This window comes from Mycobacterium sp. NGS58, assembly GCF_059812385.1.
The window spans coordinates 127,818-142,435 of the sequence record NZ_JCALCO010000008.1; the positions used below are offsets into that span (position 1 = coordinate 127,818).

Annotated in this window: 15 protein-coding genes; 4 read left to right on the plus strand and 11 right to left on the minus strand. The window is 68.4% G+C overall.

Going from position 1 to position 14,618, the window contains the following annotated elements:
• Positions 1–57 precede the first annotated feature (57 nt).
• The 4 genes from AC5Y4H_RS10305 to AC5Y4H_RS10320 form a co-directional block, all read right to left on the minus strand.
• Positions 58–1,440: a M16 family metallopeptidase gene (locus tag AC5Y4H_RS10305; protein WP_499981104.1), complete on the minus strand. Its 1,383-nt coding sequence runs from the start codon at positions 1,438–1,440 to the stop codon at positions 58–60.
• Positions 1,418–3,685 (minus strand): polyribonucleotide nucleotidyltransferase, encoded by a 2,268-nt coding sequence (locus tag AC5Y4H_RS10310; RefSeq protein ID WP_499981107.1) that lies wholly within the window; start codon positions 3,683–3,685, stop codon positions 1,418–1,420. The genes AC5Y4H_RS10305 and AC5Y4H_RS10310 overlap by 23 nt, the downstream gene beginning before the upstream one ends.
• Positions 3,686–4,040: 355 nt before the next feature.
• Positions 4,041–4,310: a 30S ribosomal protein S15 gene (rpsO, locus tag AC5Y4H_RS10315; RefSeq protein ID WP_007775081.1), complete on the minus strand. Its 270-nt coding sequence runs from the start codon at positions 4,308–4,310 to the stop codon at positions 4,041–4,043.
• 129 nt (positions 4,311–4,439) lie between these two features.
• A complete protein-coding gene (locus AC5Y4H_RS10320) occupies positions 4,440–5,414 on the minus strand; it encodes a bifunctional riboflavin kinase/FAD synthetase (RefSeq protein WP_499981109.1) in 975 nt (324 codons plus the stop codon).
• A gap of 114 nt (positions 5,415–5,528) precedes the next feature.
• On the opposite strand from AC5Y4H_RS10320, the gene mntR reads away from it, so the two are divergent.
• Entirely contained in the window at positions 5,529–6,233 is a 705-nt protein-coding gene (gene mntR, locus AC5Y4H_RS10325; RefSeq protein ID WP_499981111.1) for a manganese-binding transcriptional regulator MntR, read from the plus strand.
• Between the two features lie 151 nt (positions 6,234–6,384).
• Here the strand turns inward: mntR and AC5Y4H_RS10330 are convergent, their stop codons facing one another.
• The 5 genes from AC5Y4H_RS10330 to pptH all read right to left on the minus strand — a co-directional run bounded on the left by AC5Y4H_RS10330 (position 6,385) and on the right by pptH (position 11,547).
• Entirely contained in the window at positions 6,385–7,656 is a 1,272-nt protein-coding gene (locus AC5Y4H_RS10330; protein WP_499981113.1) for an acyl-CoA dehydrogenase family protein, read from the minus strand.
• Positions 7,657–7,662: 6 nt separating this feature from the next.
• Positions 7,663–8,865 (minus strand): lipid-transfer protein, encoded by a 1,203-nt coding sequence (locus AC5Y4H_RS10335; protein WP_499981116.1) that lies wholly within the window; start codon positions 8,863–8,865, stop codon positions 7,663–7,665.
• A gap of 119 nt (positions 8,866–8,984) precedes the next feature.
• A complete protein-coding gene (gene truB / locus AC5Y4H_RS10340) occupies positions 8,985–9,896 on the minus strand; it encodes a tRNA pseudouridine(55) synthase TruB (protein ID WP_499981118.1) in 912 nt (303 codons plus the stop codon).
• Entirely contained in the window at positions 9,893–10,573 is a 681-nt protein-coding gene (gene pptT / locus AC5Y4H_RS10345; RefSeq protein WP_499981120.1) for a 4'-phosphopantetheinyl transferase PptT, read from the minus strand. Before pptT ends, truB begins: the two co-directional genes overlap by 4 nt.
• On the minus strand, positions 10,570–11,547 hold the full coding sequence (pptH, locus tag AC5Y4H_RS10350; protein WP_499981122.1) for an ACP phosphodiesterase PptH: 978 nt from the start codon (positions 11,545–11,547) through the stop codon (positions 10,570–10,572). The genes pptT and pptH overlap by 4 nt, the downstream gene beginning before the upstream one ends.
• A gap of 159 nt (positions 11,548–11,706) precedes the next feature.
• Between pptH and AC5Y4H_RS10355 the strand changes: the two genes are divergently transcribed.
• Complete coding sequence (locus AC5Y4H_RS10355) at positions 11,707–12,294, plus strand: DUF3558 domain-containing protein (RefSeq protein WP_499981124.1); 588 nt, start codon at positions 11,707–11,709, stop codon at positions 12,292–12,294.
• Positions 12,295–12,298: 4 nt separating this feature from the next.
• Here AC5Y4H_RS10355 and AC5Y4H_RS10360 read toward each other — a convergent pair whose 3' ends face one another.
• Both AC5Y4H_RS10360 and AC5Y4H_RS10365 read right to left on the minus strand, forming a co-directional pair.
• Positions 12,299–12,859 (minus strand): DUF1802 family protein, encoded by a 561-nt coding sequence (locus AC5Y4H_RS10360; protein ID WP_499981126.1) that lies wholly within the window; start codon positions 12,857–12,859, stop codon positions 12,299–12,301.
• The gene (locus AC5Y4H_RS10365; protein ID WP_499981130.1) at positions 12,856–13,125 is read right to left on the minus strand and encodes a DUF2277 domain-containing protein; all 270 of its coding nucleotides are present in this window, start codon (positions 13,123–13,125) and stop codon (positions 12,856–12,858) included. The genes AC5Y4H_RS10360 and AC5Y4H_RS10365 overlap by 4 nt, the downstream gene beginning before the upstream one ends.
• A 102-nt stretch (positions 13,126–13,227) precedes the next feature.
• Here AC5Y4H_RS10365 and AC5Y4H_RS10370 point away from each other — a divergent pair, with 102 nt between their 5' ends.
• Both AC5Y4H_RS10370 and AC5Y4H_RS10375 read left to right on the plus strand, forming a co-directional pair.
• The gene (locus AC5Y4H_RS10370; RefSeq protein WP_499981136.1) at positions 13,228–13,977 is read left to right on the plus strand and encodes an enoyl-CoA hydratase; all 750 of its coding nucleotides are present in this window, start codon (positions 13,228–13,230) and stop codon (positions 13,975–13,977) included.
• A 53-nt stretch (positions 13,978–14,030) separates the two neighbouring features.
• A complete protein-coding gene (locus AC5Y4H_RS10375) occupies positions 14,031–14,612 on the plus strand; it encodes a hypothetical protein (protein ID WP_499981137.1) in 582 nt (193 codons plus the stop codon).
• Positions 14,613–14,618: the final 6 nt, after the last annotated feature.

Genomic DNA, 14,618 nt, shown 5'->3' on the forward strand with positions numbered 1-14,618 from the left:
GCTAGCCCGTCGACGGCGAGCGCCGGCACGGCGCGACTGTGGGGGCAGACATTTGAGCTACCCTACCATCGCCCGAAGTTGTTGGGGCAGTGACCGTTTGGCGGCATAGGGGCCCAGTACCGCGGCCCCGAAGCGCTGCCCGAGTAGCTTGTGCGCCACCGCGTTGACCTCCTCGACGGTCACCCGATCGATTTGATGCAGGGTGTGCTCGATGCTGCGGTGTTTGCCGTAGTTGAGCTCGTTGCGGCCCAGCCGGCTCATCCGCGAGCTCGAATCTTCCAGGCCGAGCACCAGACCACCGCGCAACGATCCCTTGGCGATGCGGCATTCCGACTCGCTGATGCCGTCGCGCGCCACCGATTCGAGCACGTCGCGGGTCACCGCCATCACCTCGGCGAAGCGTTCGGGTTGGCAGGCGGCATAGACCGACAGCGCGCCGCTGTCGGCGAAGACGTCCACCGTCGAGTACACCGAGTAGGCCAGCCCGCGCAGCTCTCGAACCTGCTGGAACAACCGCGAGCTCAGGCCGCCGCCCAGGGCGGTGTTGAGCACCGACAGCGCCCAGCGATGCTCCCAGCCGCGCCCGGGTGTGCGGACGCCCAACGACACGTGCGCCTGCTCGGCGTCGCGGTTGCCCAGCACCAGACGGGGGCGGCCGGTGACCCGCCCGGCACCCTTGCGCGGCGCCTTGGGTTCGCGGCCGCGCACCAGGTGCGGCCCGAAGTGCCTGCGCACCAACGCGACCACCTCGTCGTGGTCGACATTGCCGGCCACCGCCACCACCATCCGCTCCGGCGTGTAGCGGCGGACATGGAACGAGTGCAGCTGGCCTCGCGTCATCGACGCCACCGACTGCGCGGTGCCGATGACGGGACGGCCCACCGGATGGTCACCGAAGAGCGCGCTCAGGAACATGTCACCGAGCGCATCCTCGGGGTCGTCGTCGCGCATCGCGATCTCTTCGAGGACCACGTCGCGTTCCAGCTCGACGTCGCTGGCCGCACAGCACCCGTTGAGCACCACGTCGGCGACCAGGTCGACGGCCAGGGCCAGGTCGCTGTCGAGCACGTGCGCGTAGTAGCAGGTGTGTTCCTTGGCGGTGAACGCGTTCAGCTCTCCGCCGACGGCATCCATCGCCTGCGCGATGTCCACCGCGGTGCGCCCGGGAGTCGCTTTGAACAGCAGATGCTCGAGGAAGTGCGCGGCCCCGGCCACGGTGGCACCCTCGTCGCGCGAGCCGACACCGACCCAGACCCCGACCGATGCGGAACGCACCGACGGCAGGTGTTCGGTGACCACCCGCAGGCCGCCCGGCAGCGTCGTGCGCCGCAGCGCGGCCTGGGGTGCCGATTCCGCCTCAGCGGCCTTGCCCCGGCGCAGGGCGCCGGCCCGACCGGGACGAGTCCCGGTCGACGAGTCAGCTGCTCGCCGTTGCGGCATCGGCAGGGGCGGCCGCCGGAGCGTCGGCGGGAGCCGCGTTGTCTTCCTCCACCAGAACCAGCGAGATCTTGCCGCGCTTGTCGATGTCGGCGATCTCGACGCGCAGCTTGTCGCCGACGTTCACCACGTCCTCGACCTTGGCGATCCGCTTGCCCTTACCGAGCTTGGAGATGTGCACCAGGCCGTCACGCCCGGGGAGCAGCGACACGAACGCACCGAAATCCGTTGTCTTGACCACGGTTCCGAGGAACCGTTCGCCGACCGTCGGCAGCTGCGGGTTCGCGATGGCATTGATGCGGTCGATCGCGGCCTGCGCCGAGGGCCCGTCGGTCGCGCCGACGAACACGGTGCCGTCGTCCTCGATGGAAATCTGCGCGCCGGTCTCCTCGGTGATGCCGTTGATCACCTTGCCCTTGGGCCCGATGACCTCACCGATCTTGTCGACCGGAACCTTGATGGTGGTGACCCGCGGTGCGTACGGGCTCATCTCGTCGGGCGCGTCGATCGCCTCGGCCATGACCTCCAGGATGGTGAGCCGCGCATCCTTGGCCTGCCCCAGCGCGCCCGCCAGCACCTGCGACGGAATGCCGTCGAGCTTGGTGTCCAGCTGCAGCGCGGTGACGAAGTCCTTGGTGCCGGCGCACTTGAAGTCCATGTCGCCGAAGGCATCCTCGGCGCCCAGGATGTCGGTCAGGGTGACGAAGCGGCGCTCGGTCTTGCCATCGACCTCGACGTCATCGGAGACCAGGCCCATCGCGATGCCTGCCACCGGAGCCTTCAGGGGCACACCGGCATTCAGCAGCGACAGGGTGGACGCACACACCGAGCCCATCGACGTCGAGCCGTTGGAGCCCAGCGCCTCGGACACCTGGCGGATCGCGTACGGGAACTCCTCGACGCCGGGCAGCACCGGAAGCAACGCACGCTCGGCGAGCGCCCCGTGCCCGATCTCGCGCCGCTTGGGCGAGCCCACGCGGCCGGTCTCGCCGGTGGAGTACGGCGGGAAGTTGTAGTGATGCATGTAGCGCTTCGTGGTTTCCGGTCCCAGCGAGTCGATCTGCTGGGCCATCTTGACCATGTCGAGCGTGGTCACGCCCAGGATCTGGGTCTCACCGCGCTGGAACAGCGCGCTGCCGTGCGCCCGCGGCACCACGGCGACCTCGGCCGACAACGCGCGGATGTCGGTGATGCCGCGGCCGTCGATGCGGAAGTGATCGGTCAGGATGCGCTGGCGCACCAGCTTCTTGGTCAGTGACCGGTAGGCGGCGCTGACCTCCTTCTCGCGGCCCTCGTAGGTGTCGGCGAGCCGCGCGGCCACCTCGGCCTTGAGCTCGTCGGTGCGCGCGTCGCGCTCGGCCTTGCCGCCGATGGTCAGCGCCTTGGCCAGCTCGTCGGTGGCCACCGAGGCCACCGAGTAGTAGACGTCTTCCTGGTAGTCCGGGAACGTCGGGTACTCGCCGACGGGCTTGGCGGCGGCGCCGGCCAGCTCCTCCTGCGCGGTGCACAGCACCGCGATGAACGGCTTGGCCGCCTCGAGTCCCTCGGCCACAACGGTTTCCGTCGGCGCCTGGGCGCCGCCCTCGACGAGCTCGATGACCTTGTCGGTGGCCTCGGCCTCGACCATCATGATCGCGACGTCGGGACCATCCGAGCCCTCGACCTTGCGGCCGGCCACCACCATGTCGAACACGGCCCGTTCCAGCTGCTCGACGGTCGGGAACGCCACCCAGGTACCGTCGATGAGCGCGACCCGCACGCCCCCGATCGGACCTGAGAACGGCAGGCCGCTCAGCTGGGTGGAGGCCGACGCGGCATTGATCGCCAGCACGTCGTACAGGTCGTTGGGGTCCAGGCTCATGACCGTGACCACGACCTGAATCTCGTTGCGCAGCCCGGAGACGAACGACGGGCGCAGCGGCCGGTCGATGAGCCGGCAGGTCAGGATCGCGTCGGTGGAGGGACGACCCTCGCGACGGAAGAACGAACCGGGGATGCGACCGGCGGCATACATTCGCTCCTCGACATCGACGGTCAGCGGGAAGAAGTCGAAGTGCTCCTTGGGGCTCTTGCTGGCGGTGGTCGCCGACAACAGCATGTTCTCCTCATCGAGGTACGCGACCACGGCGCCAGCTGCCTGCTGGGCCAACCGGCCGGTCTCGAAACGGATGGTCCGGGTGCCGAAGCTCCCGTTGTCGATGGTGGCGGTCGCCTCGAACACGCCCTCTTCAATTTCAGCGACAGACATAGACGTCCGTACGGCCTCTCTTATTCGGCTTTTTCGCGTGGCCACGCGCGAACCGCAGGCCTGACGGCCACGGGTCACCCGCGGGAGGCGCTGAGTCTGAATACGGCTACGGCCATCGATCGAAGCGGCCGACCTGCCCCAGATCCGGAGAGCCCGGCAGCCACTACCGAAGACCGCCCGATGCAGACTGGGCTGCTCCCTCGGGGGTGCGTAGTGACACGCTGGAACGGCACACGCGGATCTGCGTGACCGCACCGTTTGCTCGGGCCGAACCGGCCCAGAACGTCCTCACTCTACACGGGCGAACTCTGCCCGCGATATTGCTCGGAATTCGCGGGTGCTGACCCGGCTTGCGTCAGCGACGCAGGCCCAGCCGCTCGACCAGCGAGCGGTACCGCTCGACGTCGATTTGTGCGACGTACTTGAGCAACCGGCGCCGGCGTCCGACCAGCAGCAGCAGGCCGCGGCGCGAGTGGTGGTCATGCTTGTGCACCTTCAGGTGCTCGGTCAGGTCGGCGATCCGCTTGGTCAGCAGTGCGACCTGCGCCTCGGGCGAACCGGTGTCGGTGCCATGCAGGCCGTAGTTGCCCAGGATTTCTTTCTTCTGCTCGGCTGTCAGCGCCACGAACTATCTCCATCAATCGGTCCGCGAAGGTGAATGTTGAAGGCGCGGCCACCGCGAACCGCAGCACGCGCCGATGTCGTCCGGCAGTTTAGCAGCGGCGCAGCCACCGGTCACAAACGGCGCCGCCGATCAGCCCGCGGACAGCAACGCCCGAGCCCGGTCGGTGTCCTTGCCCATCGCGACCACGAGTTCCTCGGCGGAGCCGAACTTTTCCTGACCGCGGATGCGGGCGACGAAATCCAGAGCGACGTGCTGGCCATAGAGGTCGGCGGTGGTGTCCAGGACGAACGCCTCGACCGTGCGGGTGCGCCCGGAGAAGGTCGGGTTCGTGCCGACGGACACCGCCGCCTGGTAGCGCTCGCCGGGGACGACGGTGCCGGTGGCCGGTCCGTGGCCGAGCACGGTGAACCACGCGGCGTACACGCCGTCGGCCGGGATGGCCGAGTACATCGGCGGCGCCACATTGGCGGTCGGGTACCCCAACTCGATGCCGCGTCCGTGGCCGCGGACCACGACGCCTTCGACGCGGTGCGGGCGGCCCAGCGCCTCGGTGGCGGCCACCATGTCGCCGGCGTCCACGCAGGACCGGATGTAGGTGGACGAGAACGTCACGGTCTCGTTGCTGTGATGCTCGGACAGCAGTGACATCGACTCCACGGCGAACCCGAAGCGGTCGCCCGCGCGCCGCAGGGTCTCGACATTGCCGGCCGCCTTCTTGCCGAAGGTGAAGTTCTCCCCCACCACAACCTCCACGACGTGCAGGTTCTCCACCAGCAGCTCGTGCACATAACGCTCCGGCGTGAGCTTCATGAAATCGGTCGTGAACGGCATCACCAAAAAGACGTCGATGCCCAGCTCTTCGACCAGTTCGGCGCGCCGCGTCAGCGTCGTCAGTTGCGCGGGATGGCTGCCGGGATAGACCACTTCCATCGGATGGGGGTCGAACGTCATCAACACGGTCGGCACATTGCGGGCCCGCGCCGCCTTCACCGCGTGTGCTATCAGCTCGGCGTGGCCGCGATGCACGCCGTCGAACACACCGATGGTGAGGACACACCGGCCCCAGTCCGTGGGTATCTCGTCTTGGCCGCGCCACCGCTGCACGCCCGCAAGCCTACGGCGCCGAATGGTCCGCCGGGAGATCGGAGAGGTGCTGAGCCCCGCCATGGTGTCGGGGAACACGCCGGATCAGGCGTGGGTTGCCTAAACTCTCTGGTTGTGAGGGCTGACGAAGAGCGTGGCGGGATCACCGCCGTCGGCCAGGACTACCTCAAGGTCATCTGGAATGCCCAGGAGTGGTCCCCCAAAGACGCACCGCAGAAGGTCAGCACCAAGATGCTGGCCGAGAAGATCGGGGTGTCGGCCAGCACGGCCTCGGAGTCCATCCGCAAGCTCGCCGAACAAGGCCTCGTCGACCACGAGAAGTACGGCGCGGTGACGTTGACCGAAGCGGGGCGACGGGCGGCGCTGGAGATGGTGCGCCGGCATCGGCTGTTGGAGACCTTCCTGGTCAACGAGCTCGGCTACGCCTGGGACGAGGTGCACGACGAGGCCGAGGTGCTCGAGCACGCGGTGTCCGATCGCCTGGTGGCCCGCATCGACGCGAAGCTGGGGTTCCCGCAGCGCGACCCGCACGGTGACCCGATCCCGGCCTCCGACGGGCAGGTGCCCACGCCGCCGGCCCGCCAGCTGTGGGCGTGCGACGACGGTGACACCGGCACGGTGGCGCGCATCTCCGACGCCGATCCCGAGATGTTGCGCTACTTCACCGATGTCGGCATCAATCTCGACTCCCGGCTGCGGGTGCTGACCCGGCGCGAATTCGCCGGCATGATCTCGGTCGCGATCGATTCCGGCGGCGGCGCCGAGACGACGGTCGACCTGGGCAGCCCCGCCGCCCGTGCCATCTGGGTGACGGCCTGACGCTTCCGCATAGCGCATAGCGCCCCGTGCCCCGTGCCCCGTGCCCCGTGCCCCGTGCCCCGTGCCCCGTGCCGAGCGTGCATTCATTGCGAGATTTCAGCAAAATTTTCGCGCCCAGTGCACGTTCGACGCCGCGGTTGGTCCAACGAACTCAGTCGGCCAGCAGACCCTTGGCGATGTGAGTGACCTGAACCTCGTTGCTGCCCGCGTAGATCATCAGCGATTTGGCGTCGCGGGCCAGCTGCTCCACTCGGTACTCGGCCATGTATCCGTTGCCGCCGAACAGCTGTACGGCCTCCATCGCCACCTCGGTGGCCGCGTCCGACGAGTACAGCTTGATCGCCGAGGCCTCGGCCAGTGTCAGCGGCTTGCCGGCCTGTTGGCGCTCGATGGTGTGAAAGACCATGTTCTGCACGTTCATCCGGGCGATCTCCATCTTGGCCAGCTTCAGCTGGATCAGTTGGAATTGCCCGATGTTGCGGCCCCACAACGTCCGGCTCTTGGCGTAATCCACGCACAGCCGGTGGCACTCGTCGATGATGCCGAGGGCCATCATCGCGATTCCGATCCGCTCGGCGGCGAAGTTGGCGCGGGCGCTGTCGCGCCCGTCGCCGTCGGCGGGCTGTTCGCTCTCGCCGAGCAGCCGGTCCGGGCTCAGCCGCACGTTGTCGAAGAAGAGCTCGCCGGTCGGCGAGGACATCATGCCCATCTTCTTGAACGGCTTGCCCTGTGTCAGTCCCGGCATGCCGGCATCGAGCACGAAGACGAGTACCGGCCGGTTGCGCTTGTCCTGCTTGTCCGGGCTCGCGTCTCCCTCGTCGAGTTTGGCGTACACGACCAGGACGTCAGCGCAGGGCCCGTTGGTGATGAAGGTCTTCTGCCCGTTGAGGATGTAGTCTCCGCCGTCGCGCTTGACGTAGGTTTTCATGCCGCCGAACGCATCCGAGCCCGAGTCCGGCTCCGTGATCGCCCACGCCGCAATCTTTTCCAGCGTCATCAGCTCGGGCAGCCAGCGTTCCTTCTGCGCCAGCGTCCCGCGGCTCATGATGGTCGCCGCGCCCAGGCCCAGGCTCACCGACGCGGTGCTGAGCAACCCGATGCTGACCCGGGCGATTTCGGATACCAGCACCGCGATCATCGACCCCTGCGCACCGCCTCCGAAACCGCTTGATTCATCCGGCTTTTCGTCGCGCTCCTCGTCGACCTGCTCGCCGTTGCGCTTGGCGCGTTCGCGGTCCAGCATCTTCTTGACCGATTCGGCGGCCAAGGCATCGAGGCCGAACTGGCTGAACAGCTTTCGCACGATCGGATACGGCGACATCTCGCCGGTTTCCAATTCGTCCAGATGCGGGCGAATCTCCTTGTCCACGAACTGCCGAACGGCGTTCTGGACCATCAGGTCGGTGTCGGACCACCCGATCATGGCGTGTTAACGCTCGGCGCGCTGGTAGGCGGTGACGACGGCGGCGCCGCCCAGCCCGATGTTGTGTTGCAGTGCGGCGCTGACGTTGTCGACCTGACGCTTGTCGGCCGTTCCGCGCAGCTGCCAGGTCAGCTCCGCGCATTGCGCCAGCCCGGTCGCGCCCAGCGGGTGTCCCTTGGAGATCAGGCCCCCGGACGGGTTGACCACCCACCGACCGCCGTAGGTGGTGTCGTTGTTGTCGATCAGCTTGGGCGCCTCACCGGGACCGCACAGGCCGAGGGCCTCGTACAGCAGCAGTTCGTTGGCCGAGAAGCAGTCGTGCAGCTCGATCACCTGAAAGTCCTGCGGCCCGAGCCCGGACTGCTGGTAAACCTGTTGTGCGGCTTGGACGTTCATGTCGTAGCCGATGAGGTTTTTCGCGCTGCCGTCGAACGTCGAGGCGAAGTCGGTCGTCATGGCCTGGCCGACGATCTCCACCGCCTGGCCGGCCAGCCCGTGGCTTTCGACGAAGCCTTCGGAGGCCAGGATCGCCGCACCCGAACCGTCCGAGGTCGGCGAGCACTGCAGCTTGGTCAGTGGGTCGGAAATCATCCGCGCCGCCAGGATGTCGTCGAGCGTGTAGGACTCCTGGAACTGGGCGAACGGGTTGTTGACCGAGTGTTTGTGGTTCTTGTACCCGATCTTGGCGAAATGCTCTGCGGTGCTGCCGTATTGCCTCATGTGTTCGCGCCCGGCGGCGCCGAACATCCACGGGGCGACGGGCATGGCGAACTCGTCGATGTCGGCCATCGCCTTGACGTGCTTACCCATCGGCGATGCGCGGTCCTGGGCGCCGCCGCCCAGCGAGCCGGGCTGCATCTTCTCGAAGCCGAGCGCGATCGCGCAGTCGACGATGCCGCCGCGAATGGCCTGCGCCGCCAGGAACAGCGCCGTCGAGCCGGTGGAACAGTTGTTGTTCACATTGACGACGGGGATGCCGGTCATGCCCAACTCGTAGAGCGCCCGCTGCCCCGACGTCGAATCACCGGCGACGTAGCCGACGTAGCCCTGCTGGACCTCGCGGTAGTCGATGCCGGCGTCCGCCAGCGCATTAGTTCCCGACTCCCTGGCCATGTCGGGGTAATCCCAGCCCTCACGGCGGCCCGGCTTCTCGAACTTCGTCATGCCGACGCCGACGACGTAAACCTTGTTAAACGTTTTGGTGGACATCTCAGCCCCTTCCGTAGGCCGCCTAGGTACCTCAGTGTGCAACGTAGCCCAACCAACCGTTCGGCCGGGGCCGTCAGAGCGACGCCGGGCGGCGCCGATGGCCCGCCTCTCCCCCCGCCTCAGGACCTCCCGTCCTGCATCGTCGCCGGGCGGATGACCACCACCGACTTCGTGCGCCCGCCCTCGTCGCGCAACAGCGCCATCACCCGGCCGTCGGGGTCGCAGGCGGCGTAGACGCCCTCGATGCCCGCCGGCTCCAGGGGCCGGCCGTTGCCGGTCGCCTCGGCTTGCTCGGTGGACAGGTCGCGGCGAGGGAAGATCAACAGGCAGGCCTCGTCCAAGGTGTAGCTGAGCCGCGGGCACTCCGCCAGATCGTCGAGCGGGTACGCCTCGTCGAGCCCGAAGCGCCCGACGCGGGTGCGCCGCAACGCCGTCAGGTGCCCGCCCACCCCGAGGGCGGCGCCGACATCGCGGGCCAGGGCACGGATGTAGGTTCCCGACGAGCAGTCGACCTCGACATCCAGGTCGACGACGTCGGCACCATCGGTCCGGATGTCGCACACCTCGAAGCGGTCGACGCGCACCGGCCGCGCCTTGAGTTCGACGACCTGGCCCTCGCGGGCCAGCCGGTAGGCGCGCTTGCCGTCGATCTTGATCGCGCTGACCGTCGACGGCACCTGTTCGATGTCGCCGCGCAGGCCGCCCACGGCGGATTCGATCGCCTCGTGCGTCAGGTGCCGCGCCGAGACGCTGTGCACCAGGTCGCCCTCGGCATCGTCGGTGGATGTGGTCTGGCCCAGCCGGATGGTGGCGGTGTACGACTTGGCGGCCGCGGTCAGCAGGCCGAGGATCTTGGTGGCGCGCTCGACGCCGATCACCAGCACGCCGGTGGCCATCGGGTCCAGCGTCCCCGCATGCCCCACCCTGCGGGTGGAAAAGATCCGGCGGCAGCGGCCGACCACGTCGTGACTGGTCATCCCGGGCGGCTTGTCGACGACGACTATTCCGGGCCCGCTAGGGCTTTCACTCATAGCACGATGGCGGTGAGCACCAGACCGCGCTCGACCGACCAACGACCCCGCAGCGCGGTCAGCGGCGGACCCGACACCGCCTCCGGGTCGATCAGGATCTTGGAGACGAACACCCCGCTGGTTCCCCCGTCGGGCGGGTCGAGGTCGAACACGACGTGCGCGTCCTCGAAACCGAGCCACCGCTTGGTCAGCGGGAACCAGGCCTTATAGGTCGCTTCCTTGGCGCAGAACAGGATTCGGTCCCAGTGCAGCCCCGCGGGCAAGGCCGAGATTTCGTGTCGCTCCTCTTCGAGCGTGATCGCGTTCAGCACGCCGTCGGGCAGCACGTCGTGCGGTTCGGCGTCGATGCCCACCGAGCGCACCGCGTCGGTGCGGCCCACCACCGCGCCCCGATAGCCCGTGCAGTGCGTGAGACTGCCCACCACGCCGTCGGGCCAGCAGGGTTCTCCCTTCTCGCCCTTCAGGATCGGCACCGGCGGCAGACCGAGCTCACCCAGCGCGACCCGGGCGCAGTGCCGGACGGTGATGAACTCGTTGCGCCGCTTGGCCACCGACCTGGCGATCAGCGGCTCCTCTTCGGGCAGCGGCGCGAGATCGGGCGGGTCGGAATACACCTCCGAGTAGGCCAGGCCGTCCGCCTCCGGCAGCACCGCGGAGACCAGCATGTCTCCCGTCATCGTGATTGCCTCTGGCGCAACCGTTCCCGGAACTGCGCGGCCTGCCGCCGCATCTCGGGAGTGATCTCGAAGTGGCCGCCGAAGTCGTTGAGGTCGCCCGGCGCGTACTGCGGATCCGGCAGCACCTGACGCAGCCAGCTGGGCGGCCTGCGGCGCCGCCACTCCCGCGGATAGCCCACCGACACCTCCTCGAAGCGCACGTCGTCATACCAGGTGGTCCGCGGGATGTGCAGGTGGCCGTAGACCGAACAGACGGCGTTGTAGCGGGTGTGCCAGTCGGCGGTCTTGGTGGTTCCGCACCACAGCGAGAACTCCGGGTAGAACAGCGCGTCGCACGGGTCACGGACCAGCGGGAAGTGATTCACCAGGACGGTCGGTGTCATCCAGTCCAGCTCTTCGAGGCGGGCACGGGTGATCTCGAGCCGCTCGCGGCACCACGCCTCACGGGTGGCGTACGGCTCCGGGGAGAGCAGGAACTCGTCGGTGGCGACCACGTTGCGGTCGCGCGCGATCATCAGGCCTTCGGCTTTGCTCGTGGCCCCCTCAGGCAAGAAGCTGTAGTCGTAGAGCAGGAACATCGGCACGATCGTGGCCGGGCCACCGCGCTCGGTCCAGACCGGGAACGGGTGCTCGGGTGTGACCACACCCATCTCGTCGCACATGTTGACCAGGTATTCGTAGCGCGCCTTGCCGAAGACCTGCACGGGGTCGCGGGTGGTCGTCCACAGCTCGTGGTTGCCCGGCACCCAGATCACCTTGGCGAAGCGCCGTCGCAGCAGGTCAAGCGCCCAGCGAATCTCGTCGGTGCGCTCGGCGACATCGCCGGCGACGATCAGCCAGTCGTCCGGATGGGAGGGATGCAGCGACTCGGTGACCGGCTTGTTGCCGAGGTGACCGGTGTGCAGATCGGACACCGCCCACAGCGTCGGCTGCCCACCGTTGGTCGGTTCCTGCCCTGATGTATGCCCAGCCACGATTAACCACCCTAACGAGCCGACCGGGGCAAGCCCGTTTCGCGGGCGTCATTCCGGCCGGTGGGCGGGCGAGTTAGAACAAGTTCTGGTTTGCCTGTGACGCCTCCCGCGCGACTTGTACACTCCCCCCAAAGGACCGCTGAGGCGTCAGGGGGTGTCGTGTTCGCCAATGTTCGTCTGGTGGGGGCGCTGGGTGCGCTGCTCACAGCGGCCATCGGGGGCACGGTGGGGTTGTTGACCGCCCCGGCCGGGCCGGGCGCCGGAAATCGGCCCGTCATGCTGAGGTCGACCGCCCAGCCGATGGAAACCACGATGAAGAGCCCGATCGTGGCGACCACCGATCCCCGCCCGTTCGACGCGTGCGAGGACATTCCGTTCGACGTGATCCAGCGGCTCGGGCTGGGCTTTACGCCGCCCGAACACGAAGACGGGCTGCGCTGCCACTTCGACGCCGGGAACTATCAGGTGGCCGTCGAGCCGATCATCTGGCGCACCTACGAGCAGTCGCTCCCCGCCGACGCCGTCGAGACGACGATCGCGGGTCACCGCGCCGCGCAGTACTGGGTGCTCAAGCCGACCTACCACAACAGCTACTGGTTCTACTCCTGCATGGTCGTGTTCAAGACCAGCTACGGGGTGCTGCAGCAGGCGCTGTACTACTCGACCGTCTACTCCAATCCCGAGGTCGATTGCATGCAGACCAACGTGCAACGCGCCAACGACCTCGCGCCGTACTACAAGTTCTGACTCGTCAGCCGACGGCGGCGCCGACCCGGGCGGCGACCGCGGCCAGCGTCGCGTCGTCGTGCACCGGCGCCCCCAACGGCGCCTGCACCGGCAGCTCCACCCAGCTCTTGCAGCCGCCATATTCGGTAGTCCGGATCATGCGCACGGGCTCGGCCAAAGGGCTCACCGACACCACCAGGACGGCCAGCTTGTGCTTGGGACGAAAGTCGAGCCGGTCGGCGCGCACCGAGTCGGCGGTCCAGATGTGCAGGTCCTCGATGGCCGAAAGGCCGTCCGGGCGCTCAACGGGCACCGCCGCAACAACTTTCGCGGCGGCCCGGATCACCAACTGTTCGTCGGTGCTGTCCGCGGCGGCGGGTGCCAGCAGGTCCTGATGCTCGGGGCGCACCCGCTCGGCGTGGCTGTGCGCGACCGTTGGGAACAACAGGAATTCGCGCGCGGCCAGTTCGAATCGCTTCTCCCCGATGCCGCCCTTGCGCAGCAACACCCGCTGGCGGCCGTCCAGCAGGGCATGCACCGCGGCGCTCCACTCCTTGAGCGCGGGAGTTCTTGTCGCGACGGTCATTTCGCGTCCGCCATCCGCGCCACCACCTCTGGCCGACGCAGCGGCGGCACCGTCTTGGGTGGCTGGCGCCGCGGCGGCAGTTGCCCCAGCAACCGCGTCGTCGTCTCGGTGACCTCGGCAACCGCCACCTCGAACGCATCGGCATTGGCTGCCGAGGGGTGGGTGATGCCGCTGACCTTGCGCACATACTGCCGGGCCGCCGCCGCGATTTCCTCGGCGGTGGCCGCTGGCTGCAGACCGCGCAGTTCGGTGATGTTCCGGCACATCTTGTCCACGATAAGCGCTGCTCGACCCCGCCGCTCCCCGGCGGATCCGCGGGGGGTGAGGCGGACGCCCGCGCGTGCCGGGCGACTGGCTACGGTGATGTGATGACCGACGAGATCCTGCTGATCGACACCGACGAACGAGTGCGGACCCTCACCCTCAACCGGCCCCAGTCGCGCAACGCGCTGTCTTCGGCTCTGCGGGACCGCTTCTTCGGCGCATTGGCCGACGCCGAAACCGACAACGGCGTCGACGTCGTCATCGTCACCGGCGCCGACCCGGTGTTCTGCGCGGGACTGGACCTCAAGGAACTGGGTGGCTCCTCGGCGCTTCCAGACATCTCGCCGCGGTGGCCGGCGCTGACCAAGCCGGTGATTGGGGCGATCAACGGCGCCGCGGTGACCGGCGGGCTGGAGTTGGCGTTGTACTGCGACATCCTGATCGCCTCGGAGAACGCCCGGTTCGCGGACACGCACGCACGGGTGGGCCTGCTGCCCACCTGGGGCCTGAGCGTGCGGTTGCCGCAGAAGGTAGGAGTCGGCCTGGCGCGGCGGATGAGCATGACGGGGGACTACCTGTCCGCCGGCGACGCGCTGCGCGCGGGCCTGGTGACCGAGGTGGTGGCGCACGACCAGCTGCTTCCCGCCGCCCGGACGGTGGCGGCCTCGATCGTCGGAAACAACCAGGACGCGGTGCGGGCGCTGCTGGCGTCCTATCACCGCATCGACGACGCGCAGACCAGCGCGGGGCTGTGGCAAGAGGCGACCGCGGCCCGGCAGTTCCGGACCAGCGGGGACGACATCGCCGCCAACCGGGAGGCCGTGCTGCAACGGGGGCGCTCGCAGGTGCGCTGAGAGATCTGCGCCAGTCCGCCCCGGCGATCCGGCCCACCCCATACGATCAGCTGATGCGTGCGGTCGTCGGATTCGCGGTGAGGCTGCTGGTCGGCCTGACGCTGGCGGTCGCGTCGGCGATCGCGGTGTTCGCACCGCACGCGGGCGCGCTGCCCCCACCGGGATTTCCCAACCTCGACGCCTTCTCCGCCGTTCCGGCCGACGGCTACCTGGGCACCGGCGCGCCGGGGAGCCCGCCGCGGGTCAGTTTCTCCGCCGGCCCCGCCCTGGTCTGCGACTTCTACGGCGGGCCACCGCCCGTGCCGCAACCGTCGCAGGACATCAAGTGCAAGGGCGACATGCTCGGTATGGACGACGTCCCCTTCCCCGGCGGCCGCCCACGGCCCGGCGACTGTGTCGTGGGTTCGGTGGACTTCAAGGGGCCGGGCTACCAGCTGACCCGCATGTCCTACGGCGGATGCGACGGCAATCCGGCCCCGCTGCCGGCGGGCAGCAAGGCGCTGGCGCCGGGGCAGAAGTTGACCTACCTCAACGTCACCTGCGCGGTGGGCGCTGACGACCTCGTCGCCTGCCTGGACACCACCAGCGGCGACCACGGATTCGTCGTGCAGCGCTCCGGAAGCTGGGCCTTCTAGAGCGGC